The sequence below is a fragment of the Cupriavidus sp. 22TCCZM01-5 genome (genome assembly GCF_057798915.1).
This window is the reverse complement of sequence record NZ_JBYOJR010000021.1, coordinates 60,964-86,365: the sequence shown is the minus strand read 5'-3', so window position 1 is coordinate 86,365 and position 25,402 is coordinate 60,964. Positions and strand designations below refer to the sequence as shown.

27 protein-coding genes and 1 pseudogene are annotated in these 25,402 nt (G+C 61.5%); 18 read left to right on the top strand and 10 right to left on the bottom strand.

Features of this window, described 5'->3' with window-relative positions; genetic code table 11:
• Positions 1-277 precede the first annotated feature (277 nt).
• Positions 278-409: a hypothetical protein gene (locus tag AC3FNH_RS19745; protein ID WP_488721279.1), complete on the bottom strand. Its 132-nt coding sequence runs from the start codon at positions 407-409 to the stop codon at positions 278-280.
• 80 nt (positions 410-489) lie between these two features.
• Between AC3FNH_RS19745 and AC3FNH_RS19740 the strand changes: the two genes are divergently transcribed.
• A complete protein-coding gene (locus tag AC3FNH_RS19740; protein WP_488721278.1) occupies positions 490-915 on the top strand; it encodes an SDR family NAD(P)-dependent oxidoreductase in 426 nt (141 codons plus the stop codon).
• 124 nt (positions 916-1,039) lie between these two features.
• Positions 1,040-1,600: a TetR/AcrR family transcriptional regulator gene (locus tag AC3FNH_RS19735; RefSeq protein ID WP_488721277.1), complete on the top strand. Its 561-nt coding sequence runs from the start codon at positions 1,040-1,042 to the stop codon at positions 1,598-1,600.
• 63 nt (positions 1,601-1,663) lie between these two features.
• On the opposite strand, the gene AC3FNH_RS19730 is transcribed toward AC3FNH_RS19735, so the two are convergent.
• The gene (locus tag AC3FNH_RS19730) at positions 1,664-2,152 is read right to left on the bottom strand and encodes a winged helix-turn-helix transcriptional regulator (protein WP_488721276.1); all 489 of its coding nucleotides are present in this window, start codon (positions 2,150-2,152) and stop codon (positions 1,664-1,666) included.
• Positions 2,153-2,386: 234 nt separating this feature from the next.
• Here AC3FNH_RS19730 and AC3FNH_RS19725 point away from each other — a divergent pair, with 234 nt between their 5' ends.
• From AC3FNH_RS19725 to AC3FNH_RS19695, 7 genes are all read left to right on the top strand, one after another.
• The gene (locus tag AC3FNH_RS19725; protein ID WP_488721275.1) at positions 2,387-2,611 is read left to right on the top strand and encodes a hypothetical protein; all 225 of its coding nucleotides are present in this window, start codon (positions 2,387-2,389) and stop codon (positions 2,609-2,611) included.
• An 11-nt stretch (positions 2,612-2,622) separates the two neighbouring features.
• Positions 2,623-3,372, top strand: coding sequence for an aldehyde dehydrogenase family protein (locus AC3FNH_RS19720; protein WP_488721274.1), 750 nt, complete (start codon positions 2,623-2,625; stop codon positions 3,370-3,372).
• Between the two features lie 53 nt (positions 3,373-3,425).
• Entirely contained in the window at positions 3,426-3,719 is a 294-nt protein-coding gene (locus tag AC3FNH_RS19715; RefSeq protein WP_488721273.1) for a hypothetical protein, read from the top strand.
• Positions 3,716-4,426: a 3-oxoacid CoA-transferase subunit A gene (locus AC3FNH_RS19710; RefSeq protein WP_488721272.1), complete on the top strand. Its 711-nt coding sequence runs from the start codon at positions 3,716-3,718 to the stop codon at positions 4,424-4,426. Before AC3FNH_RS19715 ends, AC3FNH_RS19710 begins: the two co-directional genes overlap by 4 nt.
• Positions 4,423-5,085: a 3-oxoacid CoA-transferase subunit B gene (locus AC3FNH_RS19705; protein WP_488721271.1), complete on the top strand. Its 663-nt coding sequence runs from the start codon at positions 4,423-4,425 to the stop codon at positions 5,083-5,085. Before AC3FNH_RS19710 ends, AC3FNH_RS19705 begins: the two co-directional genes overlap by 4 nt.
• A gap of 1 nt (position 5,086) precedes the next feature.
• Positions 5,087-6,094 (top strand): NADP-dependent oxidoreductase, encoded by a 1,008-nt coding sequence (locus tag AC3FNH_RS19700; protein WP_488721270.1) that lies wholly within the window; start codon positions 5,087-5,089, stop codon positions 6,092-6,094.
• Between the two features lie 62 nt (positions 6,095-6,156).
• A complete protein-coding gene (locus AC3FNH_RS19695; protein WP_488721269.1) occupies positions 6,157-7,122 on the top strand; it encodes a Bug family tripartite tricarboxylate transporter substrate binding protein in 966 nt (321 codons plus the stop codon).
• A gap of 72 nt (positions 7,123-7,194) precedes the next feature.
• On the opposite strand, the gene AC3FNH_RS19690 is transcribed toward AC3FNH_RS19695, so the two are convergent.
• The gene (locus AC3FNH_RS19690) at positions 7,195-8,427 is read right to left on the bottom strand and encodes an epoxide hydrolase family protein (protein WP_488721268.1); all 1,233 of its coding nucleotides are present in this window, start codon (positions 8,425-8,427) and stop codon (positions 7,195-7,197) included.
• A gap of 435 nt (positions 8,428-8,862) precedes the next feature.
• Here AC3FNH_RS19690 and AC3FNH_RS19685 point away from each other — a divergent pair, with 435 nt between their 5' ends.
• From AC3FNH_RS19685 to msrA, 7 genes are all read left to right on the top strand, one after another.
• The gene (locus tag AC3FNH_RS19685) at positions 8,863-9,897 is read left to right on the top strand and encodes an alpha/beta fold hydrolase (protein WP_488721267.1); all 1,035 of its coding nucleotides are present in this window, start codon (positions 8,863-8,865) and stop codon (positions 9,895-9,897) included.
• Positions 9,898-9,928: 31 nt separating this feature from the next.
• Positions 9,929-11,668, top strand: coding sequence for an FAD-dependent oxidoreductase (locus AC3FNH_RS19680; protein WP_488721266.1), 1,740 nt, complete (start codon positions 9,929-9,931; stop codon positions 11,666-11,668).
• A gap of 399 nt (positions 11,669-12,067) precedes the next feature.
• The gene (locus AC3FNH_RS19675) at positions 12,068-12,712 is read left to right on the top strand and encodes a cysteine hydrolase family protein (RefSeq protein ID WP_488721309.1); all 645 of its coding nucleotides are present in this window, start codon (positions 12,068-12,070) and stop codon (positions 12,710-12,712) included.
• Positions 12,709-14,286, top strand: a complete 1,578-nt coding sequence (locus AC3FNH_RS19670; RefSeq protein ID WP_488721265.1) for an aldehyde dehydrogenase (NADP(+)) — start codon at positions 12,709-12,711, stop codon at positions 14,284-14,286. The genes AC3FNH_RS19675 and AC3FNH_RS19670 overlap by 4 nt, the downstream gene beginning before the upstream one ends.
• A 69-nt stretch (positions 14,287-14,355) precedes the next feature.
• On the top strand, positions 14,356-14,649 hold the full coding sequence (locus tag AC3FNH_RS19665; RefSeq protein ID WP_488721264.1) for a YciI family protein: 294 nt from the start codon (positions 14,356-14,358) through the stop codon (positions 14,647-14,649).
• A 1,149-nt stretch (positions 14,650-15,798) separates the two neighbouring features.
• The gene (locus tag AC3FNH_RS19660; RefSeq protein ID WP_488721263.1) at positions 15,799-16,014 is read left to right on the top strand and encodes a hypothetical protein; all 216 of its coding nucleotides are present in this window, start codon (positions 15,799-15,801) and stop codon (positions 16,012-16,014) included.
• Complete coding sequence (gene msrA / locus AC3FNH_RS19655) at positions 16,011-16,595, top strand: peptide-methionine (S)-S-oxide reductase MsrA (protein ID WP_488721262.1); 585 nt, start codon at positions 16,011-16,013, stop codon at positions 16,593-16,595. The genes AC3FNH_RS19660 and msrA overlap by 4 nt, the downstream gene beginning before the upstream one ends.
• Positions 16,596-16,760: 165 nt before the next feature.
• On the opposite strand, the gene AC3FNH_RS19650 is transcribed toward msrA, so the two are convergent.
• A complete protein-coding gene (locus AC3FNH_RS19650; protein WP_488721261.1) occupies positions 16,761-17,396 on the bottom strand; it encodes a glutathione S-transferase family protein in 636 nt (211 codons plus the stop codon).
• 556 nt (positions 17,397-17,952) lie between these two features.
• Entirely contained in the window at positions 17,953-18,663 is a 711-nt protein-coding gene (locus AC3FNH_RS19645; RefSeq protein ID WP_488721260.1) for an SDR family NAD(P)-dependent oxidoreductase, read from the bottom strand.
• A gap of 290 nt (positions 18,664-18,953) precedes the next feature.
• Here AC3FNH_RS19645 and AC3FNH_RS19640 point away from each other — a divergent pair, with 290 nt between their 5' ends.
• A complete protein-coding gene (locus AC3FNH_RS19640; RefSeq protein WP_488721308.1) occupies positions 18,954-19,775 on the top strand; it encodes a substrate binding domain-containing protein in 822 nt (273 codons plus the stop codon).
• Positions 19,776-19,793: 18 nt separating this feature from the next.
• On the opposite strand, the pseudogene AC3FNH_RS19635 reads toward AC3FNH_RS19640, so the two are convergent.
• From AC3FNH_RS19635 to AC3FNH_RS19615, 5 genes and pseudogenes are all read right to left on the bottom strand, one after another.
• Positions 19,794-20,257, bottom strand: a pseudogene (locus tag AC3FNH_RS19635) (RidA family protein).
• 357 nt (positions 20,258-20,614) lie between these two features.
• Complete coding sequence (locus AC3FNH_RS19630) at positions 20,615-21,334, bottom strand: hypothetical protein (RefSeq protein ID WP_488721259.1); 720 nt, start codon at positions 21,332-21,334, stop codon at positions 20,615-20,617.
• Between the two features lie 75 nt (positions 21,335-21,409).
• The gene (locus AC3FNH_RS19625; RefSeq protein WP_488721258.1) at positions 21,410-21,856 is read right to left on the bottom strand and encodes an OsmC family protein; all 447 of its coding nucleotides are present in this window, start codon (positions 21,854-21,856) and stop codon (positions 21,410-21,412) included.
• A gap of 145 nt (positions 21,857-22,001) precedes the next feature.
• Positions 22,002-23,342 (bottom strand): epoxide hydrolase, encoded by a 1,341-nt coding sequence (locus AC3FNH_RS19620; protein WP_488721257.1) that lies wholly within the window; start codon positions 23,340-23,342, stop codon positions 22,002-22,004.
• 82 nt (positions 23,343-23,424) lie between these two features.
• Positions 23,425-24,219, bottom strand: a complete 795-nt coding sequence (locus tag AC3FNH_RS19615) for an SDR family NAD(P)-dependent oxidoreductase (RefSeq protein WP_488721256.1) — start codon at positions 24,217-24,219, stop codon at positions 23,425-23,427.
• 120 nt (positions 24,220-24,339) lie between these two features.
• On the opposite strand from AC3FNH_RS19615, the gene AC3FNH_RS19610 reads away from it, so the two are divergent.
• On the top strand, positions 24,340-25,287 hold the full coding sequence (locus AC3FNH_RS19610; RefSeq protein ID WP_488721255.1) for a GlxA family transcriptional regulator: 948 nt from the start codon (positions 24,340-24,342) through the stop codon (positions 25,285-25,287).
• Positions 25,288-25,402: the final 115 nt, after the last annotated feature.

Sequence of the window (25,402 nt, the reverse complement as noted above, 5' to 3'; positions counted from 1 at the left end):
GACTGGGAACCTTGTTTCGTAGTTCTCCGTCGGCCACGGAACCCATTTAAGAACACCAACGTATCGACGCTGTAGCGCGTACGGACCATTTTTGTCAGGCTGCGTGTCGTCGCACCAGCTTGATACAGACTTGTACAAAGGGGCTTCGCGAGGAAGACGCACAGTGGGCAATCTATAGCGCGAGGCCGGTGCGGGGGCGGGGGGCGGGGGCACAGGGCCATCCGCCCACAGTTTCAGGATGATTATTGACATACTGGATTTCAAATAGCATCCAGAATCAGCCGGCGTCGGCCCCGGCACCGGCACCGCCCTGGTTCGCCGTCTGGTCGCCGGTGGCTATCAGGTCGCCATGATTGCCCGCAGCGCCGAGCGACTGGCGCAAATCGCACGGGAATTGCATGGCAGTCATGCCTACGCTGCCCGTCACCAACGAATCACAGCTCGATGCGGTGCTGGCCCCGCGTCCACGCCGAACTGGGCCCTCCCCAGGTGCTGGTACACAATGCGGTCGGAGGCGCCTTCGGCAATTTCCCTGAGATCGATCCGGAGACCCTGGAAGCAAACTTCCGCACCAACGTCATGGCCTTCCTCCATCTGGCCCGCCGCCTCGCCCCTGCGATGGTGGAAGCCGGACACGGTGCCATCGTGGCCACCGGGAATACTTCGGCACTGCGCGGCAAGAGCCAGTTCGCGGCCTTCGCGCCGACCAAGGCTGCACAACGCATCCTCGCCGAATCCATGGCCCGGGAACTGGGCAAACAAGGGGGGCATGTAGCCTATGTCTTGATTGATGCAGTGATCGACTTGGCCTGGATGCGCAAGAAATACCCGGACGCGCCGGACGACTTCTTTATCCGGCCAGCCGATATTGCTGACGAAGTCTGGCATGTAATTCACCAGCCGAAGAGTGCCTGATCATTCAATGTGGAGCTTCGCCCCTTCCGCGAGCACTGGTAGCGGTCCTCCGGCAGGAGGCCGGCTGATATCATTCAAGCTTCCTTCGGCTTCCCCCGCCCTGGCCAGACCAGGCTGATCCGACATGGGTCATTCCCAGACGCAAAAGCAGCAAAATCATGAGCGAATCGTGCAGCTCGCGGCACGGCGGTTCCGCGAGCTGGGCGTTGACGGCCTCAGCATCGCCAACCTAATGAAAGAGGCGGGCCTGACCCATGGCGGCTTTTACAAGCATTTCGAGTCGCGAGACGACCTGGTTGCACAAGCTGTGGGCGCTGCATTGGAGAATTCCGGCACCGGACGTCGGGCTCGAAAGGCAGACACCTTTCCTGCGCTGGTGGAGTCGTATCTAAGCAATAGACACCGCGATGCACCCGGACAGGGTTGCGCACTCGGGGCATTGGCCAGCGACATGAGCCGCGCCCCGGATGACGCACGCGCCCTCTACACTGACCAACTCCGCACCAGCCTCGCCCATATTGCGGAACTGGTGGGCGCAAGCACCCAGGCGGAAGCGATCGTCGCTTTCAGCGCGATGGTCGGTGCCCTCAACCTGGCGCGGGCGGTCAACGACCCGGCACTGTCCGCAGAGGTGCTGAGCACCGTAAGGGACTATTTAGTGAAGCATTTCAAGCCTGAGACTTAACCACCGGTTGCTTCGGGGAATGTGTTTGGCAACCGAATTCGGATTGGAATCGGCAACGATCAATCATCTTCGCCGGAAGGCTGCCCGTCGGCTTTCGCGCTCCGCCGCGAAGTGCTCCCCCACAGAAGCGATCAAATCCTTGCGCTCGACTGGTACACCACAGTGCGGGCAAACGTTGGCCAGTCCGACATCATGGCCGCATGTTCGATGCGTGAAATGCATCGCCACGTCCTCGTCCTCGTCCTTGCACCAGGTCTCACCCCAAGCCCTGAGCGCGTAGATCACGGGGTAGAAGGCCGCCCCTTTTTCTGTCAAGCGATATTCGTGGCGCAAGGGCTTCTCGCTATATGGGTGGCGCTCGACCATGCCGTCGGCTTCCAGTGCCTTTAAGCGCGAGGTCAGCATCTGGGGCGTGGCCTCGGTCTGCATCTGAATTTCTTCGAACCGCGTAGCGCCCATATACAACTCTCGCAACACGAGAATTGTCCACTTGTCGCCCACCACGTCAACCGAACGTGCAACAGGGCACACCGTCCCTGCATTTTCGTCCATCGCACGTATCACAACGCTGCTCCCTTAGTCACTTCCGATTTCATAGTAGCACAATTGGGCGGGTAGCGCTGTTGCTGGCCAATCACCCTGCAAGGCTTGTGGCTCTTGACGCTATGATTTTCATAGTTATAATGCGACGGGTCAGCTCGCGAGAGATCGGGCGTTCCCGGTCCTGCGGTCCCACGCCACTGCGATAAGCGCCCCGGTCGCACATGTTTCCAACTGGAGTACTGAATGACTGATTCCGTCTATCAGGTGGAGCGCACTGGCCTTCTGCTGGTGGATCCCTATAACGACTTCCTTTCACACCGCGGCAAGCTGCTCGCAGCGCTTCGGGACGTTGCTGACGAGGTAGGCCTGCTCGACAACCTGTGGATATCTGTTAGCGCCGGGCAGACGTTCGCGCATGAAATCCTCACGACCGCCAACCTGGCTGCCGCCCTTCCGGCCTCCTCGTAGCAGATCGCAGCATGAACCTGACCGGTAATCTCTTGATCGGCGCGCACGAAAGGCGCGCCACAGCGGGCGCGATGCGCGCGCTCCATCAGGCGACACAACACGATTTTGCTCCGGACTTCGCCTTCGACGACATTGAAGAGGTGGATCGCGCCGCGCAATTGGCCGACGAAGCGTTCGACAGCTACAACAACACGAGCCTCGCGGTCCGTGCTTGGTTTCTGGAACACATCGCAGATGGCCTCGACGCCAACGCCACCGCATTGGCCCGCCGTGCAGCACTGGAAACCGGACTGCCAGCCACACGACTCGAAGCGGAAGCGGCCAAGGCCGCCACGCAGTTCCGGCAGATCGCCACCGTTGTACGCCAGGGGCGTTTTCTGCAGGCGACAATCGATTCCGCTCAGCCCGAACCGCAGCCATGGCGGCGCATGGATTACCGCATGCAGAAGATCGGACTCGGTCCAATAGCGAAGAGCACCATGTTGCTGGCCTCCGATCCCGTGAACGCGATGCCCTTGATTAGCGAATGGTCCGTGTCCTACGCGTCGAGTCACGGCACCCCCTTTCCAGCCACGTCCGACAGTCGCTTCATGTCGGTGGGCATGAGCGCGATCGAACGCTTTCTTCGCCCCGTCCGCTACCAGGGCTTTCCTGATGAGCTGCTGCCGCAAGCTCTCCGACACGACAAACCGCTCGGGCTATTGCTGCTGACGGACGGCGAGCTGTTGCCAGCCACAAGTCCGCCCCACTCGCCCGCCTGACATCAGCACCCCCTTTCAATTGCAACAACCGATTCGCATACAGAGGATACGACATGCAGTCTCTCGTTGTGCTTTCCCGCACCTCACCGACACCGAACGAATTCCCAACACTTGCCGAACGCGAGGCCGAATCCGAGACCATTCGTCGTCTCTATCTGGACGGCGTCGTCACGCAGACCTGGCTGCGCAACGATGGAGGCGCCTGCATGTTCGCAGACGGCCACGACGCGGTGAGCCTGGAGCAAACGTTCTCGGCACTGCCCCCGGTGCGGTTGGGCTTCCTGCAACCACCCACCGCGATTGCGCCGAAGCCATATTCGGGCTTCGGGCCGAGGACTACGCCATGATCAACAAGGTCATTGATGACGCGGTACAGGCACTAGCCCGCGTCCAGGACGGAGCAACGGTGCTGATTGGCGGCTTTGGCGGAGCGGGAGTGCCAAACGAGCTGATCGATGCCCTAATCGCGCAAGGCGCCAGAGACCTGACCATGGTGAGCAACAACGCCGGAAGCGCAGAGATCGGATTAGCCGCACTCCTCAAGGCCGGACGGGTACGCAAGGTCATCTGCAGTTTTCCACGCCAGGCGGACAGCTATGTGTTCGACGAACTCTACCGCAGCCGAAAGGTGGAACTTGAACTGGTGCCTCAGGGCAATCTGGCCGAACGACTTCGCGCTGCCGGTGCTGGCATTGGCGCATTCTTTACGCGCACCGGCTTTGGCACGGAGCTAGCAAAAGGCAAGGAAATCCGAGAGATCGACGGACAGGGCTATGTTCTCGAATCTCCCATCCATGGCGATCTCGCGCTGGTCAAGGCTGAGAAGGGAGACCGTTGGGGAAACCTGACCTACAGGAAAGCCGCGCGCAACTTTGGTCCGGTAATGGCCACCGCCGCAACGCTGACGGTGGCGAGCGTTCACGACATCGTCGAGCTTGGCGAACTTGATCCGGAGCACGTCATTACGCCCGGCGTCTTCGTTGACCACCTCGTAAAAATCGCACGTGTACCTACCGCGCCAAGCGGATTCAGGAAGGATGCAGCCAAGTCATGACTTACCAGAGACGAACCAAAGATCAACTCGCTGCCCTGGTAGCCAAAGATATCTTCGACGGCGCCACAGTGAACCTCGGCATCGGTATGCCCACCCTGGTTGCGAACCATATCCCCGCCAGCCGCGAAGTGGTGCTCCACAGCGAGAACGGGATACTGGGCATGGGTCCGGCGCCCGCAGACGGCAACGAAGATTTTGACCTGATCAACGCCGGAAAGCAGGCTGTCACGCTGCTGTCCGGTGGTGCCTTCTTTCATCACGCCGACAGCTTCGCAATGATGCGGGGCGGACATCTGGACATCTGCGTCCTCGGCGCCTTCCAGGTTTCCACGACCGGCGACCTCGCCAACTGGCACACAGGCGACCCCGATGCAGTTCCTGCCGTTGGCGGTGCCATGGATCTCGCCGTAGGAGCCAAGCAGGCCTGGGTCATGATGGACCTTCTGGACAAACGCGGTAACAGCAAGATCGTCGACCGGTGCAGCTATCCGCTCACAGCAGCGGCCTGCGTCAAGCGCATCTATACCGACGTCGCAACGTTTGAGTGTACGCCGGCGGGGCTGGTCCTGCGCGACAAGGTAGAAGGACTTGAGCTTGGAGAACTGGAAGCGCTCCTGGCCCTAAGGAAACGCAGTGCTATCCACTCTTTGGAGCTCTAAGATGATCACCTATCAACGCATTGTGCTGGCGTCGCGTCCCACCGGCGTCGTAACGCTCGACAACTTCCGGCTCGAGACAGTGCCCGTTCCCGAGATTGCAGACGGGCAAGTACTGGTACGCGTTCATTTTCTGTCGCTCGATCCATACATGCGCGGCCGTATGTACGACAACAAATCGTATGCTTCGCCGCAGCCGCTTGGTGAGGTCATGATCGGTGGCACCGTTGGTGAGGTCATAGCTTCGAGAGATCCGCGCTATACGACGGGCGACACGGTTCTTGGTTTGCTCGGCTGGCAGGAAATAGGGGCAGTGAGCGGCGATGCGCTGCAGAAGATTGATACCACCCGAATTCCAATGTCGGCCTATCTTGGCGCCGTGGGCATGCCGGGCATCACGGCCTGGTATGGCCTGAACGGTATTCTGCAGCCTGCGGCCGGCCAAACCGTGGTGGTCAGCGCGGCCTCTGGCGCCGTGGGCAGCGTGGTGGGTCAGTTGGCGAGCGCCATGGGTTGCCGTGTCATAGGCATTGCTGGCGGCAAGGACAAGTGCGACTACGTCATCCATTCGCTCGGCTTCGACGCGTGCATCGACTACAAGTCTGCCGGCACCAGTGACGCGCTGTACGCCATGCTCGCCGACGCCACGCCCGATGGCGTGGACGGCTACTTCGACAACGTGGGCGGCGAGATTCTTGATGCCGTGCTGCGCCGGATGAACGCCTTTGGCCGCATTGCAGTCTGCGGACAGATATCGCGATTCGGCAACGGTCAGATACCTCTGCGGCATGCTGATCAGATTCTGATCTCGCGCCTCAAGGTGGAGGGCTTTATTGTCTCCGAGCACGCGGACGCATGGCCGCAGGCATTGCAAGCGCTCAGCAACGCCGTGGCACAGGGCACGCTCAAATTCCGGGAGAGCATCGCGCATGGCTTGGATCGTGCACCGGAAGCCTTTATCGGGCTCCTCAACGGCAAGAATCTCGGCAAGCAACTGGTGAAGCTCGTGTAAGCCTGTAAAAGGTAGCGGCTGCAGCCCCCCTGCCGCACCGAGCACCAACTCAAGGAGACATCTTGAAACACATCCTCGCAACCCTGGTGGCTGGCGCAGCGTGTATCCTCACGGCCCCCGCCTGCGCGCAGACCTATCCGAACCATCCCATCAAACTTCTGGTGGGCTACCCGCCCGGCGGGGCGGCCGATAGCGTAGCCAGACTCGTGTCGGCTTCACTCGCACAGAAGCTCGGACAACCCGTCGTGGTCGAGAACAAGCCAGGCGCCGGCTCGATCGTGGCCGGATCTGTTGTGGCCAATAGCCCGGCGGACGGCTACACTCTTTTGCTCACGGGCAGCACGCTGCTGACCAACTTCCCGGCCGTACGCAAGATGCCTTTCGATCCCAATGTCGCGCTGGATCCGTTAGGACTGGTGAGCATACTGCCGATGGTGGTGGTCACTAGGAAGGAAGACGGGCCACAAAGCCTCAGGGACCTTGTCGCACAGGCCAAGGCGATGCCGGAGAAGTTTTCTTTCGGCACATATGGACTGGGCTCGCCAACGCATTTCGCAGGTGAGTTGCTGAATCAGGCTGCCGGCCTCCATATGGTCCATGTCCCCTTCAACGGCAGCGCACCAAACCTGACTGCTCTGATGGGCGGCCAGATTCCGGTCGCATTCGACACGGCCGTGGCTGCGCGGCCACTGCTCGCGGCCCGGAAGATTACTGCCGTTGCCACGCTCTCCCCTAGTCGGCTGCCGTCGCTTCCGTCCGTTCCCACCGTCGCCGAACTCGGGTATGGCAGCGCCACGTTGGAAACATGGATTGCATTGCTGGTCAGGAAGGGCACGGCACCGGACGTACAGCAGAAGCTCACAGCCGCGCTTGCAGAGGTGGCGCGCGCGCCAGCGCTACAAGCCCAGATCAGCGGCCTGGGCTTGATTCCCACGTACGAAGATCCAGCGGCAGTCAAGGCGCGTATCGCAAAAGAGTTGCCGTTAATGCGTGCAGTTGCCGCGAAAGCTTCCATTCGCGTCGAGTAGGTGCCCGGCCGAGTCACTGCCAATACGCCTGTCTGAATCCTTCGGTCCGGACAGGCGGCTCAATGCTCCGGCTCAGCGCATCGATCGGAATCCGGAACGTACTTCCCTACTGAACAGTTCAGGCTCTTCCCATGCTGCGAAGTGACCGCCCTTGTCCACGCGGTTGTAGTAGACCAGGTTCTGATAGGCGCGTGCTACCCAGTTCTTCGGCGGCCGGTAGACCTCGCCAGGGAAGATGGTCACTGCTACCGGGATCGTGATGGGACCCGGTTTTGCCGGCGCCACGGCGGCTTCCCAATAAATCCGTCCGCTCGACGTCCCAGTATTGGTCAGCCAGTAGAGCGTAATGTTGTCGAGGATCGCATCACGTCCCAGCGCGCGCTCGGGGTCACCACGGGTAAATACCCAGTCAGCCTGCTTGTCGTAGAGCCACGCTGCCAGACCCACCGGCGAATCGGCCTCGCCATAGCCGATGGTTTGTGGCCGCGTTTGCATGATTGCCACGTAACCGAATCCCTTGTTGAGGAACTCCCTGGCCTGATCAAAGATCTCCCGTTCTTCGGCCGTGAGACCCGCGGGCGCGGGATCGCCGCTCATCAATACCTTTGCGACCTCCGGCGGCAAGGTCGTCGCGCGCTCTACCCGGTTGACGTGCATGCCCAGCAGCCCCGCGGGCGCCTGCCGGCCAAGCGAGTCGCAGATGATGGCGCCCCAGTCGCCGCCTTGCGCAGCATAGCGCGTGTAGCCAAGCCGCTTCATCAGGACGTCCCACGCGCGCGCGACGCGGTCGGCGTTCCAGCCCGTTTCGGTGGGCTTCTGGGAGAAGCCAAAGCCTGGGATCGATGGCATGACGAGGTGGAACGCATCGTTGGCCGAGCCGCCGTGCGCCGTCGGGTCTGTCAGTGGGCCGATGACATTCAGCAGCTCGAAGACCGAACCTGGCCATCCGTGGGTCATGATCAGCGGAAGCGCATCGGGATGACGGGAGCGGACGTGGATGAAATGAATATCCAGCCCGTCGATGTTCGTCAGAAACTGCGGATGAGCATTGAGTTTCGCCTCAGCCTTGCGCCAGTCATAACCCTTCTCCCAATAGCGCACCAGCGGCTGAAGCTTCGCAAGCTGCACGCCCTGTGACCGGTCGCCGACCGGTTCCGCATTCGGCCAGCGCGTGGCGGCAAGGCGGCGCTTCAGATCTGTGAGAGCTGCTTGCGGTACCTGTACGCGGAACGGGCGAATCGCATCCGTCGTGGCTGGTTGCCCGCTATCGGACGGCGCGGCGGCTGACAGGACCGGCTGAATCATGGGAAGGGCCGCGGTTGCCACGCCCCCCAAAAGCAGCGTTCGGCGCGACCGGTTGGGTCCCGGCTTCGATATTCTTGTGTCCACGACATCTCTCCTTTTCGATGATTCGTTTAGCCATGGCCGTATCATCGCTCGCCGCGAGCAACTGGTAAGGCGCCCGATAGCAGTAGCGTAGGTCACGAGATGCACCTTGTCGATCTTGGTGCTTGCTCAATATCGCCCTTCAGCACGTTGGCTTTGTCCCGACCGGGCTGCCCGCGTCCCTTCGCCGGATTCCGCTGGGCGATCCGGCCTCTACGTAAAGGATGAATCATTTCACTGGGCTCTTAATTCTGCGCCCCTGCAAGCCAATTTCTGGTTTGCAAATAACTGCCGCAACCCTAAATTTACTATCAGGTTGCAGCAGGATTCATCCGACGTCAGCAGGAGACAACAATGACAAACGATATCGATCGGCCTCGGAGAAGATTCCTGGCCACCGCCGCCCTGACGCTTACCGCGGCGCAAATCGGCTCGCTCTCCTCCGCCATGGCCCAGACCGGGCAGGCGAAAACCACGCCGCGCACCAATACGGCCTTCGCCTCGATCCGACAGATCGAGGCCGGACTACTCAATGTGGGCTACGCCGAAGTGGGCCCCCCCGACGCCCCCGCCGTGGTCATGCTTCATGGCTGGCCCTACGACATCCACGCCTTCGTCGATGCCGCCCCGCTGGTGGCATCGCGCGGCTACCGAGTGATCGTTCCGTACCTGCGCGGCTATGGTTCCACGACCTTCCTGTCGAAGGACACCGTCCGCAACGGGCAGCCGGCTGCCGTTGCGCTGGATATCGTCGCGCTGATGGACGCACTGCATATCCAGAAGGCCGTTCTCGCCGGGTTCGACTGGGGCGCGCGCACGGTCGACATCATCGCCGCACTGTGGCCGGAGCGCTGCGCCGGACTCGTCGCGGTCAGCGGCTACCTGATCGGCAACCAGGCGGCGGGCAGGATGCCGTTACCACCGGATGCGGAATACCAGTGGTGGTATCAGTTCTATCTTGCGACCGATCGTGGCCGCGACGGCTACCAGAAATACACGCACGACTTCACACGGCTGATCTGGCGGCTGGCGTCGCCGCGCTGGAAGTTCGATGACGCCACCTTCGAGCGCAGTGCGGCCGCATTCCGGAATCCCGATCACGTGGCTATCAGCGTTCACAACTACCGCTGGCGGCAGGGTCTTGCTGAAGGCGAAGCACGGTACGACGACATTGAGAAGCGGCTGGCGACCTCGCCTACCATCGGCGTGCCTACCATCACGATGGAAGGGGATGCCAATGGCGCACCACATCCCGAGCCGAGTACATATCGCAGCAAGTTCACCGGCAGGTACGAACACCGGGACCTGACCGGCGGCATCGGCCACAACATTCCGCAGGAGGCGCCGGCGGCATTCGCCCAGGCGGTGCTCGACGCTTCCCGACGCTAGGTGCCAACCGGCTTCGATAAGGAGATGCGCGATGGATCGATCCTCCAATTCCGACAATGCGCAGGCGTGCCAACCGTCGGGGCCGGCGGACAATGTCATCGACGAGGACCCGAGTGTGCGCGATCATCCGCGCCGCGCCCAGATGTTTCCGGTACTCACTGAAGACGAAATCGACCGGTTGCGCCGCTTCGGCAGCCCGTGCCACTACGCGAAGGGCGAATATCTCTACAGCTTCGGCAACAAATGCCCGGGCGTATTCGTGATCTTGTCCGGCACGGTGCGGATCGTGGCGCCCGAAGGGCTGAGCGCGAAGCGGATCATCCATACGTACAGGCTGCGCGGCGAATTTACGTCCGATATCACCCAGCTTTCGAACAAGCCCGCGGTGGTCGATGCCCAAGTCATCGACGATGTCGATGCCCTGTTGCTGCGCCCCGAGGAACTCAGCGCCGCGATGGTCAGCGAAGCCGACCTGGGCGAGAAGATCATGCGGGCACTGATACTGCGGCGCGCCCTGGCAATGGAACGCGGCCGCGGTATCGTCATCGTCGGCCCGGCTGGAGACGCCCGGCTCGTCGAGCTCCAGAACTTCTTGCGTCGCAATGGGTTTCCGAACATGGTCATCGACGCGGAGCAGGACGCCGACGCCATTGCCCTGTTGCAGCAGCTCACGCCGCAGCCCGACGACCTCCCGCTGGTGGTCTGTCCGGAAGGCACCGTGCTGCGCAACCCCGACGTGGAGCAGCTCGCCTCCTGTCTGGGGCTGGTTCCCGAATTCGATCCGGCACGCGTCTACGACGTGGCGATCATCGGCGCCGGGCCGGCGGGGCTTGCGGCGGCGGTCTACGCGGCATCCGATGGCCTGTCAGTGGCGGTATTCGACTGCCGCGCACCCGGCGGGCAGGCCGGCACAAGTTCCCGCATCGAGAACTATCTCGGTTTTCCCACCGGCATTTCAGGGCATGAGCTAGCGAGCCGCGCATTCATCCAAGCCCAGAAGTTCGGCGTGCATATCGGTATCCCCTGCGAAGTCACTGCGCTGCACTGCGACAGCCATCCGAGCGTGGTCGAACTGGCCGGCGACCGTCGAATCACTGCGCGCGCCGTCGTCGTTGCCAGCGGCGCCGAGTATCGACGCCCCGACATCGAGAATCTTGAGCAGTTCGAGGGTCGCGGCGTCTACTACTGGGCGACACCAGTCGAGGCGCGGCTGTGCAACAAGCAGTCCGTGGTGCTGGTCGGCAGCGGCAATTCCGCAGGCCAGGCAGTTGTCTTCCTGGCGTCACAGGTCGACCACTTGCATATGTTCATCCGCGGCGCCAGCCTTGCCGACAGCATGTCGCGTTACCTGATCGAACGCATTCACGCACTCGCCAACGTGACACTGCATACGCGGGTCGAGCTCAGCGCGCTCGAAGGCGGCGCACGCCTTGAGCGTGTCCACTATCGCGGGGCCGGCGGCATCGAAGGCAGCTTGACGACGCATCATCTGTTCGTCTTTATCGGTGCCCAGCCGAATACCTCCTGGCTGCAGCAATGCCGCGTGGCGTGCGACGCCAAGGGCTTCGTCTTGACCGGCCCCGACCTAGGGGACGCTTTCGTGCCGTTGCTGCCCTTCCAGACAAGCGTCGAAGGCGTGTTCGCGATCGGCGATGTTCGGTCAGGATCGACGAAACGCGTGGCGTCGGCCGTGGGCGAAGGCGCTGGCGTCGTCGCGCAGATCCATCATTTCCTTTCGCTCGTACGTTCGAAGAATTCAGTGCACGCCTGACTCCCTTGCGCAGCGGCAGGTCGTCGGCTGTCCGGCGGCATGGCCACGCGCGCGATTGCAGGGACTAGTTACTTCGTTTCCTGGACGAGCCGGCTCCAAGGCCAGCAGCCATCGAATACTTCGAATTGAGGCTGCCTTCGCCATTGGCACCGTATCCGCTTGTCATCTACAGCGGCCCCAAAGAGTCACTATTTCTTTCTCCGGACGGCCCAGACTTTGCCACTTGTTGTGCCACCTTCGTCGCACTTTCGGCGTTTAATCCTCGTTTTTCTTGACGCTATGATTTTCATAGTTATACTGCTGCCAATGCGTGAGACGTCGCGCGTACCGAATAAGTCAGTCTGGCGCCACTGCAATATGCGACCCCGGTCGCACATGTTTTCTGAATGGAGTACTGAAATGGCTAATCCCGTGTATCGCCCTGAGCGAACCGGCCTACTGCTGGTGGATCCATATAACGATTTCCTCTCCGAGGGCGGCAAAGTGTTCCCGATGCTTAGGGAGGTTGCTGACGAAGTCCGCCTGCTCGACAACCTGCGCGCATCGGTGGCGGCGGCACGCTCGGCGGGCGTCCAGGTGTTCTATGTACCGCATCGGCGCTGGCAGCCCGGCGACTACGACAACTGGGATCACCCGAATCCGACGCAGCGCCTGATACAGCAGCGTCACACCTTCGCCAAAGGCACGTGGGGCGGCGAATGGCATCCGGACTTCGTGCCGCAGGACGGCGACATCATCGTCCAGGAGCACTGGGGGCAAAGCGGCTTCGCCAATACCGATCTCGACTTCCAGCTCAAGCAGCAAGGCGTTACGCACGTGATCGTCGTGGGCCTGCTGGCAAATACCTGCATTGAATCGACCGCACGTTTCGCCATGGAGCTTGGCTATCACGTCACGCTCGTGCGCGATGCTACTGCTGCTTTCCACAAGGAAATGATGCACGCTGCGCACCATCTGAACGGGCCGACCTTCGCCCATGAAATCCTGACGACGGCCGAGTTGCTTGCCGCACTGCCCGTTTCATCGCAGGAGAGCGCAGCATGAAACTCACCGGCAATCTGCTCATCGGCGCGCAGGAGGTAAGCGCCACGGCGGGCAGCATCCAAGCGCTGAATCCGTCGACCAACCTTGCAATCGCACCGGACTTCGCATTCGGCGGTGTCAATGAAGTCGAGCGCGCGGCGCAACTGGCCGACGATGCGTTCGACAGCTACAACGAAACCAGCCTGCATGTGCGCGCCGCGTTCCTGGAACGCATTGCCGACGGTCTCGACGCCAATGCACCGGCGCTGGCCCAACGTGCCGCGCTGGAGACCGGCTTGCCCGCTGCGCAACTCGAAGGGGAAGCCGCAAAGTCCGCCACCCAGTTCCGGCAGTTCGCCACGGTCGTGCGTCAGGGACGCTTTCTACAGGCAACGATCGATCCCGCCCAGCCCGAGCGTCAACCTCGGCCACGCATGGATCACCGTATGCAGAAGATCGGTCTCGGCCCGATTGCCATCTTCGGGGCAAGCAATTTCCCGATCTCGTACTCGGTCGCGGGCGGCGATACGGCGTCCGCGCTGGCGGCCGGCTGTCCCGTCATCCTGAAGGCTCACAACGCACATCCCGGCGCATCGGAAATCATGGGCCGGGTCATCCAACAGGCCGTAAAGGACTCGGGCTTGCATGAAGGCGTCTTTTCACTGGTACGCGGCGACGGTAATGCGATCGGCGAAGCGCTGGTGGATCATCCGCTGGTCAAGGGCGTGACCTTCACAGGTTCCGAGGCGGGTGGCATGGCGCTTTTCCGGCGCGCGCAGCAGCGTCCCGATCCGATCCCGGTCTTCACCGAGATGACCAGCGTCAATCCCACCTTCGTGCTGCCCATTGCGCTGTTCTCGCGTGGCCGCGAGATTGGCGACGGCTTTGCGGAACGGATGCTGGTGAACGTGGGACAGGCCTGCCTGAAGCCCGCGATCTTGCTGGCGATCGACGACCTTGGCTACAGCGAACTGAAGGAGGCAATGATTGCCCGCATCAGCGCCGCGCAGGCCCGCACCATGCTCACACCGGGCATCAACCGGGCATACCGTACGAACGTTGCGCGCCAACAAGACGCGGGCGCGGAGCAGATCGCGGCAGGTGTCACGCCAACTGCAGAGTGGGACGGCCAGTCATTTCTATTTGAGGTCGACGGCGCCCGCCTGCTCGAAGAGCCGGTATTGCTCGACGAAGTCTTCGGCCCGTCAGCGCTGCTGGTGCGCGTGGCCGATGCCGAGCAACTGGTCACGATCGCCAGGCGTTTCCGCGGCCAGCTTTCTGCGACGATGCATATCGAACGTGCCGATCATGCGCTGGCTGCGCGGCTCTTGCCTGTCCTGCAACGCCGCACTGGTCGCATCGTCATCAATGCATTCGCGCATCCGCAGGAAGTATCTTACGCATCGATTCACGGCGGCCCGTTTCCGGCCACCTCCGATAGCCGTTTCACGTCGGTTGGCATGAGCGCGATCGAACGCTTCCTCCGGCCCGTCTGCTACCAGGGATTCCCCGATGAGTTGTTGCCGGAGGCGCTCCGGCACGACAACCCGCGCGGTCTCTGGCGGCTGGTAGACGGCGAACCGTCGAAGGCCTGACTCGAACAGACGCCCGCCCGCGCAATCACTGCGCGGGTGGAAATCCAATCCTCACGCAGGAGACATTCCATGCAATTTCTTGTTCTGGTTTCCCTCACCACCCCCGCGCCCAAGGACGCGCCGACACGGGAAGAGCGCGAAGCCGAGTCGGAGGTCATCCGGCAGCTCTACCGCGATGGCATCGTCAGGCAGATCTGGCTGCGCGGCGATGGTGGCGCATGCATCATCGCGGAAGGCGATGCCCCGCAAACGCTGGACGCCATATTCTCCGCCCTGCCCTTGGTGAAATCAGGCTTCCTACAGCCACCGAAGGTCATTGAATTGAAAGCATATTCTGGATTCGGACCAAGGACTGCGTCTTGATGTTGGTGAGACCTGCGGCGGAGCATTTGAACGCTAGCGCGGATAGATAGCCACTCCTGGTATAAGCGGCGCTCGCAGGCATCTGGGCAGAGGATCGGAAGTGCGCCCGATCTCATGCCCCTCATCCCAAGCCCATTATTTCTCGAGGCGCTATGCCTTTATGGGTCTGTCTCGGGGCAGGTCGGCAGGCGCTTGTCAGCTAGCTGGATTTCGACGCGGACGCGTCTCCTCCGCGCCAGTAGTCTACAGAATAAAGAGCCCCACATAGGGGGCTCTCAGACATCAGGGATTAGCGCTGAGGCGATTTGCTAATTTTTCGCCTCTTCGACCATCCTGGCTGGTGATTCATGCGCCATCGGAAAACACGTCCCGCCGATCTGTGACTCGCGCACCATCAGTAAAAACATCCCTCTTATCCGTAACTGCCCTGCTTCCATCCGTATATGGGTCTCGTGGTCCGGTCACCCTGGCCCCATCCGTATAGACGTCGCGAGGCCCGATCCCGGCATAAACAGCGCCCGCGCCGAGAGTTGCACCCACCGCAGCGAGAAGTAATACTTTCTTTAGCATTTTTCCACCTCCTTTTCTTCGGTGGCCATAAAAATTCCAAGTAAATTTTTCTTGAATATAGATTGCGTTCCGAAGGTGGGAGTCGGAAAAATATACAATATTTTCATATGCCTTATGCTTTTTTGAAATATATGCATGGGCTCCGAATTCATTCCTCAAGGAGGCATTCTGGTGTAGCGGAAGGCTCGCGCCTTGTAAACCAGCCGCGCGGCGGCAATTGGCGGTTCGATTCGCTGCGAGACTCGGTCCGCTGAGGCGCGGAAGCGGTGGACCATGCCGAGACCGGGCACCATATCGTAGGACACACCAATTGGCGACGCTGTGCGGCCTGGACTATCGCCACGCGACGACCCATAACACCGTAAACATGCTCGCAACGCTGGCGAGGTGCCAGGGAGTACCCGGACCCTCCGCGGATGGTCGACGGGCTTGTCGTTTCAGCCGGGCGCTGCTGTTTCCGGCAGGGCACGCTTCCTAATCGGCCGCGCACCTAATGCGGTCCGGCCGGAAACTTGCACACGACATTTCTTTCCCGATTCTTATATCTGTATGTATCAAGGTGCGGCAAGGATACGTGTGATGACAGAGGCGGCCAGCGCGCGCTTCGGGCCCGATACATTGGTCTCCTTAAATACAGCCCAGCCCCTGCCCAGCGCCATTGAGTGGCGCGACCATTTCCTGACTGGATCAAACGCCATGTTGCTTACGATTCTCGCCTACCTTGGCGGCGCGCTCACGAACAGCGACTGGTGGACAAATTTCCCCACACCGAAAGCGGTGGCGGAACGCCAGTGACATCGTCTGTACGGGCTGCAAGCTCCGGCAAGTCTGTCCACAGCGCTACCGCGGTATTCGCCGGTGGCTGCTTCTGGGGCGTCCAGGGCGTATTCGAGCATGTAGGTGGCGTGACACGCGTCACCTCTGGCTACACTGGCGGCGCAGCAGGCACCGCGCAATACGAGAAGGTGGGCACGGGCCAGACCGGCCACGCGGAGTCAGTCGAGATCCGGTACGACCCAACGCGGATCAGCTACGGCAAGCTGCTGCAGATCTACTTCTCGCTCGCACACAATCCCACGCAACTGAACTACCAGGGTCCGGACCACGGCACGCAGTATCGCTCAGCGATCTTTCCGCTCACGCCAACGCAGCGGTCGATCGCGGAGGCGTACATCGCGCAGCTTGGCGCCTCGAAGTCGTATCGGGCGCCGATCGTCACGCGCATCGAGCAATACAATGGCTTCTATCCTGCGGAAGGCTACCATCAGAACTTTCTTGTCGACAACCCGACTCATCCCTACATCCTCATTAACGACCTACCGAAGATCGGCAATCTGAAGACCACCTGCCGAAGGGCGCCTGGTCGCTCAATGTAGAGCTTCGCCCGTTCCGCGAGAACTGGTGATCGCCCAGGGGTTGGGCTGCTATCGCCTGCTGAGCGCATCGGGCGTTTGCGCCCATACCCTGGTTCCGTCCCGTGACCGCTCCTCCCGCAGTACTGCTGGCGCATGCCACTGTCGCCGACGGCACGCTTCATTTCGCTACACCTCATCGTCCAGCTTGACCGCGAAACCGCGCTGCACGCCAGGACGCGCCCACAACGTCTCATACCAGCGTTTGACGTTCGGGAACTGGCTGAGGGAAACCTGATGGCGTTCATGCCTCCATGCCCAGCCAAGAATTGCAAAATCGGCCACGGACAGCTCGCCGGCGACGAACTCCACGTCCGCAAGCCGGCGGTCCAGCACCCCATAAAGGCGGTACGTTTCCTCCGAGTAGCGTTTGAGACCATAGCGCCGGTCCACATCGGACTCGAGCATGCGGAAGTGATGGACCTGGCCGGGCATGGGCCCAAAACCGCCCATCTGCCACATCAGCCATTCGAGCACCGGTATCCGCTCGCGCAAGCCTGCGGGCAGGAATCTGCCAGTCTTTTCGCCAAGATACAGCAGGATCGCGCCGGATTCGAAGATGCTTATCGGCTGGCCGTCCGGACCATCCGGGTCGACGATTGCCGGGATCTTGTTGTTCGGACTGATACGCAGGAACTCCGGCGCGAATTGCTCGCCCTTCAGAATATTCACCGTCTTGACGGTGTAGGGCAAATTCAGTTCCTCGAGCGCGACGCTGATCTTGCGTCCGTTCGGCGTATTCCAGGTATGAAGCAGGATACTCATGAGATGCAATCCTCATCGTGTGGGCACCCGTACTAGGTCGCATTGCATGAATGGGCGGGCGCGGGCGGTGCAAGCGGTGCCTGTTCGCTGATCCTGTGCACGGCAATTCCTTCGATCGGATTGTATCGCCCTACTTGTCAGCTTCGGAAATCGGCGCATTGACTAACACAGCGAGCCCGGCCTCACCGCGCGACAAGGTGCCTCGTGACGCCCTAGGTGTCCACGGGACGCTGCTGCACGATCAGGTTGCCCGTGACTTGTTTTCTCCCCAAAGAGCACTTTCACGCTGATACACACAGTGAGCGCCCCTCGCGGAACAGATCAGGCCAGCGCCTAGAGCGTCGGCGCAATCCCGTGTCCACCGCCAATGCAAAGGGGCACGATGCCACGCCCGTACGCCATCGGCATGCATGGCATGCAGCCGCGTCGTCTGCACCACCCCGGTCGCCAGTTGGCCGGGCGCAATGGCGCGGCCGCCGCACAGAGACGCGGCGGCCAGGCCCAGCCCGGACCCGCCGGTTTAGCGACTGCGCGAATGCCCAAGCCTGACCAACGCTCAGTGCCCTGCGCTCTGGCCCCCGTCGACGTGCAGGATCTCGCCGGTGACGAAGGGCGCGGAATCGAGATAGAGCACGGCGTCAACAATGTCGCGCATCTCGCCCATATGGCCCACAGGGTGCAGCGCGCTCAGCCCCGCATGTGTTTCGGGCGGATGCATCGGCGACTTGATGATGCCGGGCGAGACCGCATTGGCGCGGATGCCGGTCTTGGCATACTCGATGGCCAGCGACTTGGTCGCGGCGTTCAGGCCGCCCTTGGTCAGCGACGCCAGCACCGACGGCACGCCGTTGATCGCATGGTCGACCAGGCTGGTGGTGATGCTGACCACGTGGCCGCTGCGGTGCTTCTCCATCTCGGCAATTGCCAACTGCGTAACATGAAAGAAGCCAGTCAGGTTGATCGCCGTTATTGCCGCATAGTCTTCGTCGGTATAGCTCGTGAAGGGCTTGGCGATGAACACGCCGGCGTTGTTGACCAGTGTGTCGACGCGGCCGAACTTTTCCACGGCCTCGGAAATGACGCGGCGTGCCGTGGCAGGATCGGCGATATCGCCAGCGACTGCCAGGATATCCGGGTCATCCGACGGCTTGATGCTGCGTGCCGTCGCAACCACGCGATGGCCGCGCTCGCGGAAACCCTTGACCAGTTCGGCGCCAATCCCCTGCGATGCGCCCGTGATGACTACGACCTTCTTTGCTGTGCTCATTTTTCGAACCTCGATGTAAGCTGATTCGGCCTTCCGGCCAATCGGGCCGGCGGCTCCGATGGGCTCCAATTTAGGCAATTCATTGCCGCCTTCGAAGACCTGGCAGGAACAAACAGTTATGCGCGGAACGTACAAGTCAGTAGGGACACCGCCTTCCGAAGAGCTTAAAAGGTATGCCTTTAGCAACTTCTGCCGGCAGCGGTCCCACACCATCGACTTCTGCCGATGGCGCACATATGATCCTCAGTACGCATGACCTGACAGGCCGCATCGCCACTGACTACCTCGAAATGAAAAGGCAATTCGACGACCTCCAGCTCCGCACGGTCCAGCGGCTGGAGGAACGCCTTGGGGTCCGCCTGTTCGTGCGAACCACTCGGCAGATCCGCCTGACCGACGAAGGACGGGTGTACTTCGAGCAGAGCCGTGGCGCGCTGACGCAACTGATGGATGCGGAGCGGCAGATCAGCGGCCAGCACCGGGCCCCCGCCGGCCGGCTGCGGATCAGCCTGCCAACCCCCTACGCCCACTATCGCGTACTGCCGGTGCTACCGGCTTTCCGGGATCAGTATCCGGAAGTCGAAATCGATGTGCACATCAGCAACCGCAACGTCGACTTCGCGGATGACACCTATGATCTTTCGGTACGAGGGCGCGCACCGGATGACTCGAACCTGATCGCGCGCAAACTGGAAGATGCCGAACTGGTGGTCGTGGCAACGCCCGGGTACCTCCGGCGTGCCGGCACGCCGCAGTCTCCGGAGGACCTGCTCAGGCATGAGTGCATCCAGTTCGAGCGCCCGAGCAGCGGCCGCAGGATTCCATGGACGCTCCGGATCAACGGCGAGGAAGCGGATATCATGACGGCCGGCTCGTATGCGGCGTCAGAGGATATCCTCGGCGGGGCAACGCTGGTACGCGCCGGCGCCGGCCTGTTCCAGACCTACCGCTTCGTAGTGGAACAGGACCTGCGCGACGGCTCGCTGGTGGAGGTCCTGCGGGATTATGGCGGCAGTTCGCGGCCCTTTGTGCTGCTTTACCCGTCCGCGCGCCACGTCTCGCGCCGGGTACGGGTGTTCGTCGACTTCCTGGTCGAGAAATTCTCTGCATAGCGGCACAAAACGCCGCGCTCATGCTGGCCGGATCTGGGCAATGACAACGAGAATCACGGCCGCATTGCCTGGCTGCTGCAAGTGCGACGAGATGGTTCGCGCATGGCCGGCCTTTTCGGCCAGCACGTCACGGAACAGATCGGACGCGCCGTCCAGGACCGCAGGCTGCCCAAACCAGCCCGGCGCGCCGGCGATGTGGCCGTCAACCCGGACGATGTGGTCCAGTCGATCGAAGCCATCCAGGTAGGCGTTGATCTGTGCCAGCACATTGAGTGCCGCCAGCTCGGCCGCGTTCCTGCCCTGCTCCACGGTCAAGTCCGTGCCGATCTGGCCCTGCCAGACCACCTTGCCATCCTGCAATGGCAACTGTCCCGAGATAAACAGCAGGTCCCCGGCCTGGCTGACCGCGGTATAGCTGCCCAGTGGCTGCGGGGAGGCGGCAGCACCAGGCCGCGCGCCGCAAGGCGTTCGTGAATAGACATGTTGGCTCCAGTCAGATGAGTCGCCCCGGGAAAGGGTACCGGTGGTGCACCCCGGCGGCCTGCGCCGCAGACAATGACCGGTGCCCACGCGGCTAACTCCATTCGACCATTGGTTCCGGATAAAGGCATCGGCGAGAACAGCAATTGGTACTACCGGGAACAAATTCGCCGGCCGGTGGGTGATGCCGTTCCGTCAAGGCATCAAGCGCGTCGCCCACCCCTGATTCATTCAATCTCCGGCGCCCTCGAAATGTCCTTGGTTCGGCAAGATGAATAGATGGTCGTTGCTCCCTGCCGCGTTCCGTCAGCACTTACCAGTGATGTCTAGCCTTTCAACGCCTACGCATAGCCCTTTACTTAGCGCAACTCGAAATCGGACAGATCAATCCAGACCAAAGTGCGACTGCGATCCGGTCGCATGTCAGCGCCACGTGGGTGGACCCGCCTGCGACTCGGCAAGCGGATGCCCTGCATTTCAATGAAGTCATGAACATATTGAGCCGCCGCCAAACCACCGGACACGTCCACCTGATAATCGTGGCGGCGCAGCAGGAAATCAGGCCCGAAGTAGAAATCCTGAACCGCACTGTGGGTGGCGATAGCCGGGGGAAACTTTGCGCGCAGCACCCGCCAGACTTCACCGGACTCGTCCCAAGGTGCGACCTCTTGTACGGCAACCCCTGGCATGGCAAGCGAGAATGGCGTCGACAGATAGGTCCACAGGGCATAGCCACTGAAATAGGCGCGGTGCAGTGGATCCCAGGGGGTGTCCACGCCGTGCCCGTCAAACGCTGACCTGGGATTGTCGCGCCCCGCGATGGTCTCGCCCTGGCTGTTCTTGATCTCAACCCGGTCCGGAACGAAAGTCATGACAAACTCAGGAGCTCCATAGGGGGTGATGGTCACCAACTCTTCCTGTGTCTTCGTAGTAATACTGCGCGGGTTGGCATCCGTGGCAATACCCTTGGTCGCCCAGAACTCCCCTCCGGAAACGATTCTGGCGCTTACCGTCCTGAAGGCATTCCAGCGGTCAAGGCCGCCATGAGCAGCAATCACTTGCTTCAGAAGATCATTCATAACATGGCTCCGTTGGTCGGCATGACATGGACCGGCAGGCCGCCGGCGAAAACGGCGACCCGCTCCGGCAGCTCATCACGACGTAATGATGGTTTGCTCAAGATCGATGGTTTTGTGCACCGCCCTCGAGTATGGGCAAAGCTGATGCGCCGAGTTCGCGATGGCTTCGGCGACGTCCTGTGCCAAGCCAGGAAAGCGGATAGTGAACCGGGCATTGAAGAACCAGCCCGGCCCCGTCTGACCCAGGTCGATCTGGATGTCCACCGAATAGTCGGGCGGTAGCACCACCTTCTTCTGCGCAGCCACAAGCCCCAGCGCGGTGATGTAACAGGCCGACCACGCGCCTGCAAACAACTGCTCGGCGGTCGGGTGTGGCTCGGCAGCGACGATCTCATGGTTGTCACCGCCGGGCGCGGAGAGTCTGATGTCGACGACGCCGTAGTCGCCACGCTGGGCACTTGGGTCGCGGTTGACAGTGGTATGGCTTTTACCCGAGTAAACGACTTTTTCGAGCTTGGTCATGACAGTTTCCTCAATGTTTGGGTTCAATTCAAACAACTTACTAATTGGCGCGTTGGGTATTGCGCCGGTGGCAATCGCATCGCTGCCCGCCCAAGAACGCGTTTAAGGAGAACAATGTATTGCGCGAGCGCGATACGAAAGTCGGTCAACGCAGCGGCCTGAATGCCGCCCTCAGTTCCTGAGCAAAGATCGTTGGCTGCTCCCACGCCGCGAAGTGGCCGCCTTTCTCGGCCTGATGGTAGTAGACGAGGTTCGGGTAGGCCTTCTCCGTCCAGCTTCGCGGTGCTTGATACTGCTCGCCGGGGAACACGCTTACGGCCACCGGGATCTTGACGCCTTTGACGTTGAAGAAGCCACCCTTGTATTCCCAGTAAAGGCGCGACGCGGATACGCCCGTGTTGGTCAGCCAGTACAAGGTGATGTTGTCCAGGATCTCGTCACGCGTCAGTTCGCCAGTGGCGCTCGTGGCGCGGTCCAAGGCCGAAGCAACAGCCGCGGCCGGCTGGCCATCGGCATCGTTATGGTCGAGCAGCCACGCGGCAAGTCCCACGGGTGAATCGGCAATGCCATAAAGCGTTTGCGGACGCGAACCCATGATCCGTGCGTAATCCACTTGCTTGAATGTCCGGGCTAACTGCTCGTAGGCCCGTTTCTCGTCCGCCGACAGTCCGGCGGGTGCGGGAGCGCCAATCTGGAGCGCCTTGTCGACCTCGGCCGGTACTGTCGCGGGCATGTTGGTATGGATGCCAAGCAGTCCCGCTGAAGCTTGCAAGCCCATCTGGTCGACAACGAACGCGCCCCAGTCGCCGCCCTGGGCTACGTAATGCTGGTATCCGAGCCGGCGCATCAGTTCCGTCCAGGCGCGCGCCATGTGCTCGGGACCCCAGCCGGTGCCCGTCGGCTTGCCGGAGAAGCCGTACCCCGGCATCGACGGGATCACGACGTCGAATGCGTCCTCGGCCTTGCCACCATGCGCCACGGGATCCGTCAGCAAACTGATGAGCTTGGTCTGTTCGAGCACAGAGCCGGGCCAGCCATGGTTGATGATCAATGGAAGCGCGTGGGGATTCTTCGAGCGCACATGGATAAAGTGGATCTTCACGCCATCAATCGTCGTCTCGAACTGGGGAATCGCATTCAGCTTTGCTTCCGCCTTCCGCCAGTCGTAGTCCGTCGCCCAATAATGCGCGAGCCCTTTCATGGTCGCGAGTGGCACGCCCTGCGAAGTATCTGTGACGGTCTCCTTCTCGGGCCATTGGGTGGCAGCGATCCGCCGACGAAGGTCGTCAAGGGCTCGCTGCGGCACATGGATTTTGGGGAACGGACGGATCGAGTCGTCTTCAGCGGTCGCACGCTGTGTCGCGGAAGGCTGATCGGCAACTGGGGCCGCATGGGCGTAACTAAAGGCAGCGGTCAGGACAATGCCGAGGGCCGCCGCCGATGCAAATAATCTGCGCCGGGTCTGCGCTGGCGATACTATAAACATGATCATTTTCCGAACAAGAGCGCGCGAGTCTGCGGTGCGCGCAAGGGTTATGCACTCGATTGGCGTTATCGAAGGCGGACGTTCACGGCGCAGCGGTGTAGCGCGGCGCGGGTATATTGTTCGACAGGAGCGTGGACATTGCGCCGCGCGCGGCTTCATAAGCCTCCCACTTCTCCACGGCATGCAGCGACGGGATGGTGACGAGTTCGTGGCGGTCGAAGCCTGTCAGGGCTGCGTCGACCATGTCGTCGGCGGACATGACGATCGCCTTGTCGAGATTCTCCAGAGGAAGGCCGCCCGTCTGCCAAAACTCGGTGGCCGTGGCGCCGGGCAAGACTGCCTGGACCTGGACACCCTTATCGGCCAGCTCATGATGGAGAGACTGACTGAAAGCAAGCACGAAAGCCTTGCTGCCGCCGTACACGCCATTGAGTATCTCCGGCGCGATGGCGACGATCGAAGAGATATTGATGACGGCGCCTTTGCCACGTGAGACAAAGCCGGGCACGGCGGCGTATGTCAGGCGCGTCAGCGCGGAGACGTTCAGGTCGATCATCCGCGACATTGCGTCGACGTCGCTGTCGAGGAGCGGCGTGTGCGTGCCGACACCCGCGTTGTTGACCAGCAGCGCGATGGTGGCGTCCTGCCTGAGCTTTGCTTCGACGGCAGCCAGCCCATCCTTGTCGCCGAGATCCGCGTCCACGATCTCGACGTTCCGGTGCGTCTCGGTCGTGATGCGATTGGCGAGGGTAGCGAGACGCTCGCGATTGCGGGCGACGAGGATAAGGTCATATCCGCGGCGGGCGAGGCGGTCCGCGTACACCGCACCGATACCCGAGGATGCGCCGGTGATAAGCGCTGTGCCGTGATGCGTCATGATGTCACTCCTTGTTTGGCGGTTGCCGAATAGCATGAGTCGATTATGGTTTGCCGTGACCGTGACTCAAATGACGTAGATGGTCGTTTTTTATGCCATGCCTTTCGACGGAGAACGGACATGCACCGCGTTGGTTACCTGCTGAGCGACGGTTTTCAGGTGATGGCGCTCGCGACCCAGGCAGTCTTCGAGTTCGCCAACGTAGTGGCGGGCGAAGCCTTTTATAAAGTGGAGAATTTCTCGGTGGAGGGCGGCGACGTGTGCACGTCAATGGGCATCACCGTCAGCGCGCGCCCATTCTCCGCACGTAGCGTGATTGACACGTGGATGGTCGTGGGCGTCCCGGATCCGATCGCGTCGCCCCCGTCCGCCGAGCTGATCGCCTTCTTGCGCAAGGCCGGCAGCCGGGCGCGGCGAATCGCCGCGATCTGCACCGGTGGATTCGTCGCCGCGGAAGCAGGCTTGCTCTCCAAGCGGCGTGCCACGACTCACTGGGCGTTCGCTCGAGAGATGCAGAAGCGCTTTCCTGATATCCGCGTGGAGGATGACCGCATCTATATCGTCGACGGCCCGATGTGGACGTCTGCGGGGATGACCGCTGGGCTCGATCTCGCGCTGGCGCTGGTGGAGAAGGACCTGGGAGCGGACGTGGCGCGTTCGGTCGCGCACAACCTGGTAATGCATCAACACCGTTCGGGAGGACAGTCTCAGCACTCCGAAATGCTCGAGCTTGCGCCCAAGTCGGACCGTATCCAGAACGCATTGAACTACGCACGCAAAAACTTGAGTCGGCCGCTGACCGTCGACGAATTGGCCCAGAAGGTCAACCTGAGCCCGCGCCAGTTCAGCCGCGTATTCACACTGGAAACGGGGCAGTCACCCGCCAGAGCCATCGAGGGGCTGCGCCTGGAGGCTGCGCGATTGATGATCGAGCAAAGTCGGCATCCGCTGGATGTGATCGCGAGAGAGACCGGCTTTCGCGATCGACGCCATATGCGCGAAGCCTTTATGCGAGGCTTTGGCCTGCCGCCGCAGGCGGTACGGCGCGAAGCGCGAGGTCCGGCATGAAGCGATGTTGTTTATGCAGCGCGCCCTCGATTGATCAGACTGTCTTTCTGTTCTTCAGCAGCCAAGGGGGACTGAGTGTCGCATCGTCGCTCGTACCGAAACGCCTCCGGCCGAG

Excerpts from the sequence above, each read along its gene's own strand:
- AC3FNH_RS19620 (WP_488721257.1), bottom strand. The coding sequence starts at position 23,342 with ATGTTTATAGTATCGCCAGCGCAGACCCGGCGCAGATTATTTGCATCG.
- AC3FNH_RS19630 (WP_488721259.1), bottom strand. The coding sequence starts at position 21,334 with ATGAATGATCTTCTGAAGCAAGTGATTGCTGCTCATGGCGGCCTTGAC.
- AC3FNH_RS19675 (WP_488721309.1), top strand. The coding sequence starts at position 12,068 with ATGGCTAATCCCGTGTATCGCCCTGAGCGAACCGGCCTACTGCTGGTG.
- AC3FNH_RS19670 (WP_488721265.1), top strand. The coding sequence starts at position 12,709 with ATGAAACTCACCGGCAATCTGCTCATCGGCGCGCAGGAGGTAAGCGCC.
- AC3FNH_RS19725 (WP_488721275.1), top strand. The coding sequence starts at position 2,387 with ATGACTGATTCCGTCTATCAGGTGGAGCGCACTGGCCTTCTGCTGGTG.
- AC3FNH_RS19745 (WP_488721279.1), bottom strand. The coding sequence starts at position 409 with ATGACTGCCATGCAATTCCCGTGCGATTTGCGCCAGTCGCTCGGCGCT.
- AC3FNH_RS19640 (WP_488721308.1), top strand. The coding sequence starts at position 18,954 with ATGAAAAGGCAATTCGACGACCTCCAGCTCCGCACGGTCCAGCGGCTG.
- AC3FNH_RS19610 (WP_488721255.1), top strand. The coding sequence starts at position 24,340 with ATGCACCGCGTTGGTTACCTGCTGAGCGACGGTTTTCAGGTGATGGCG.
- AC3FNH_RS19650 (WP_488721261.1), bottom strand. The coding sequence starts at position 17,396 with ATGAGTATCCTGCTTCATACCTGGAATACGCCGAACGGACGCAAGATC.
- AC3FNH_RS19710 (WP_488721272.1), top strand. The coding sequence starts at position 3,716 with ATGATCAACAAGGTCATTGATGACGCGGTACAGGCACTAGCCCGCGTC.
- AC3FNH_RS19700 (WP_488721270.1), top strand. The coding sequence starts at position 5,087 with ATGATCACCTATCAACGCATTGTGCTGGCGTCGCGTCCCACCGGCGTC.
- AC3FNH_RS19720 (WP_488721274.1), top strand. The coding sequence starts at position 2,623 with ATGAACCTGACCGGTAATCTCTTGATCGGCGCGCACGAAAGGCGCGCC.
- AC3FNH_RS19660 (WP_488721263.1), top strand. The coding sequence starts at position 15,799 with ATGACAGAGGCGGCCAGCGCGCGCTTCGGGCCCGATACATTGGTCTCC.
- AC3FNH_RS19615 (WP_488721256.1), bottom strand. The coding sequence starts at position 24,219 with ATGACGCATCACGGCACAGCGCTTATCACCGGCGCATCCTCGGGTATC.
- AC3FNH_RS19685 (WP_488721267.1), top strand. The coding sequence starts at position 8,863 with ATGACAAACGATATCGATCGGCCTCGGAGAAGATTCCTGGCCACCGCC.
- AC3FNH_RS19705 (WP_488721271.1), top strand. The coding sequence starts at position 4,423 with ATGACTTACCAGAGACGAACCAAAGATCAACTCGCTGCCCTGGTAGCC.
- AC3FNH_RS19625 (WP_488721258.1), bottom strand. The coding sequence starts at position 21,856 with ATGACCAAGCTCGAAAAAGTCGTTTACTCGGGTAAAAGCCATACCACT.
- AC3FNH_RS19715 (WP_488721273.1), top strand. The coding sequence starts at position 3,426 with ATGCAGTCTCTCGTTGTGCTTTCCCGCACCTCACCGACACCGAACGAA.
- AC3FNH_RS19730 (WP_488721276.1), bottom strand. The coding sequence starts at position 2,152 with ATGGACGAAAATGCAGGGACGGTGTGCCCTGTTGCACGTTCGGTTGAC.
- AC3FNH_RS19690 (WP_488721268.1), bottom strand. The coding sequence starts at position 8,427 with ATGATTCAGCCGGTCCTGTCAGCCGCCGCGCCGTCCGATAGCGGGCAA.
- AC3FNH_RS19665 (WP_488721264.1), top strand. The coding sequence starts at position 14,356 with ATGCAATTTCTTGTTCTGGTTTCCCTCACCACCCCCGCGCCCAAGGAC.
- AC3FNH_RS19735 (WP_488721277.1), top strand. The coding sequence starts at position 1,040 with ATGGGTCATTCCCAGACGCAAAAGCAGCAAAATCATGAGCGAATCGTG.
- AC3FNH_RS19645 (WP_488721260.1), bottom strand. The coding sequence starts at position 18,663 with ATGAGCACAGCAAAGAAGGTCGTAGTCATCACGGGCGCATCGCAGGGG.
- AC3FNH_RS19680 (WP_488721266.1), top strand. The coding sequence starts at position 9,929 with ATGGATCGATCCTCCAATTCCGACAATGCGCAGGCGTGCCAACCGTCG.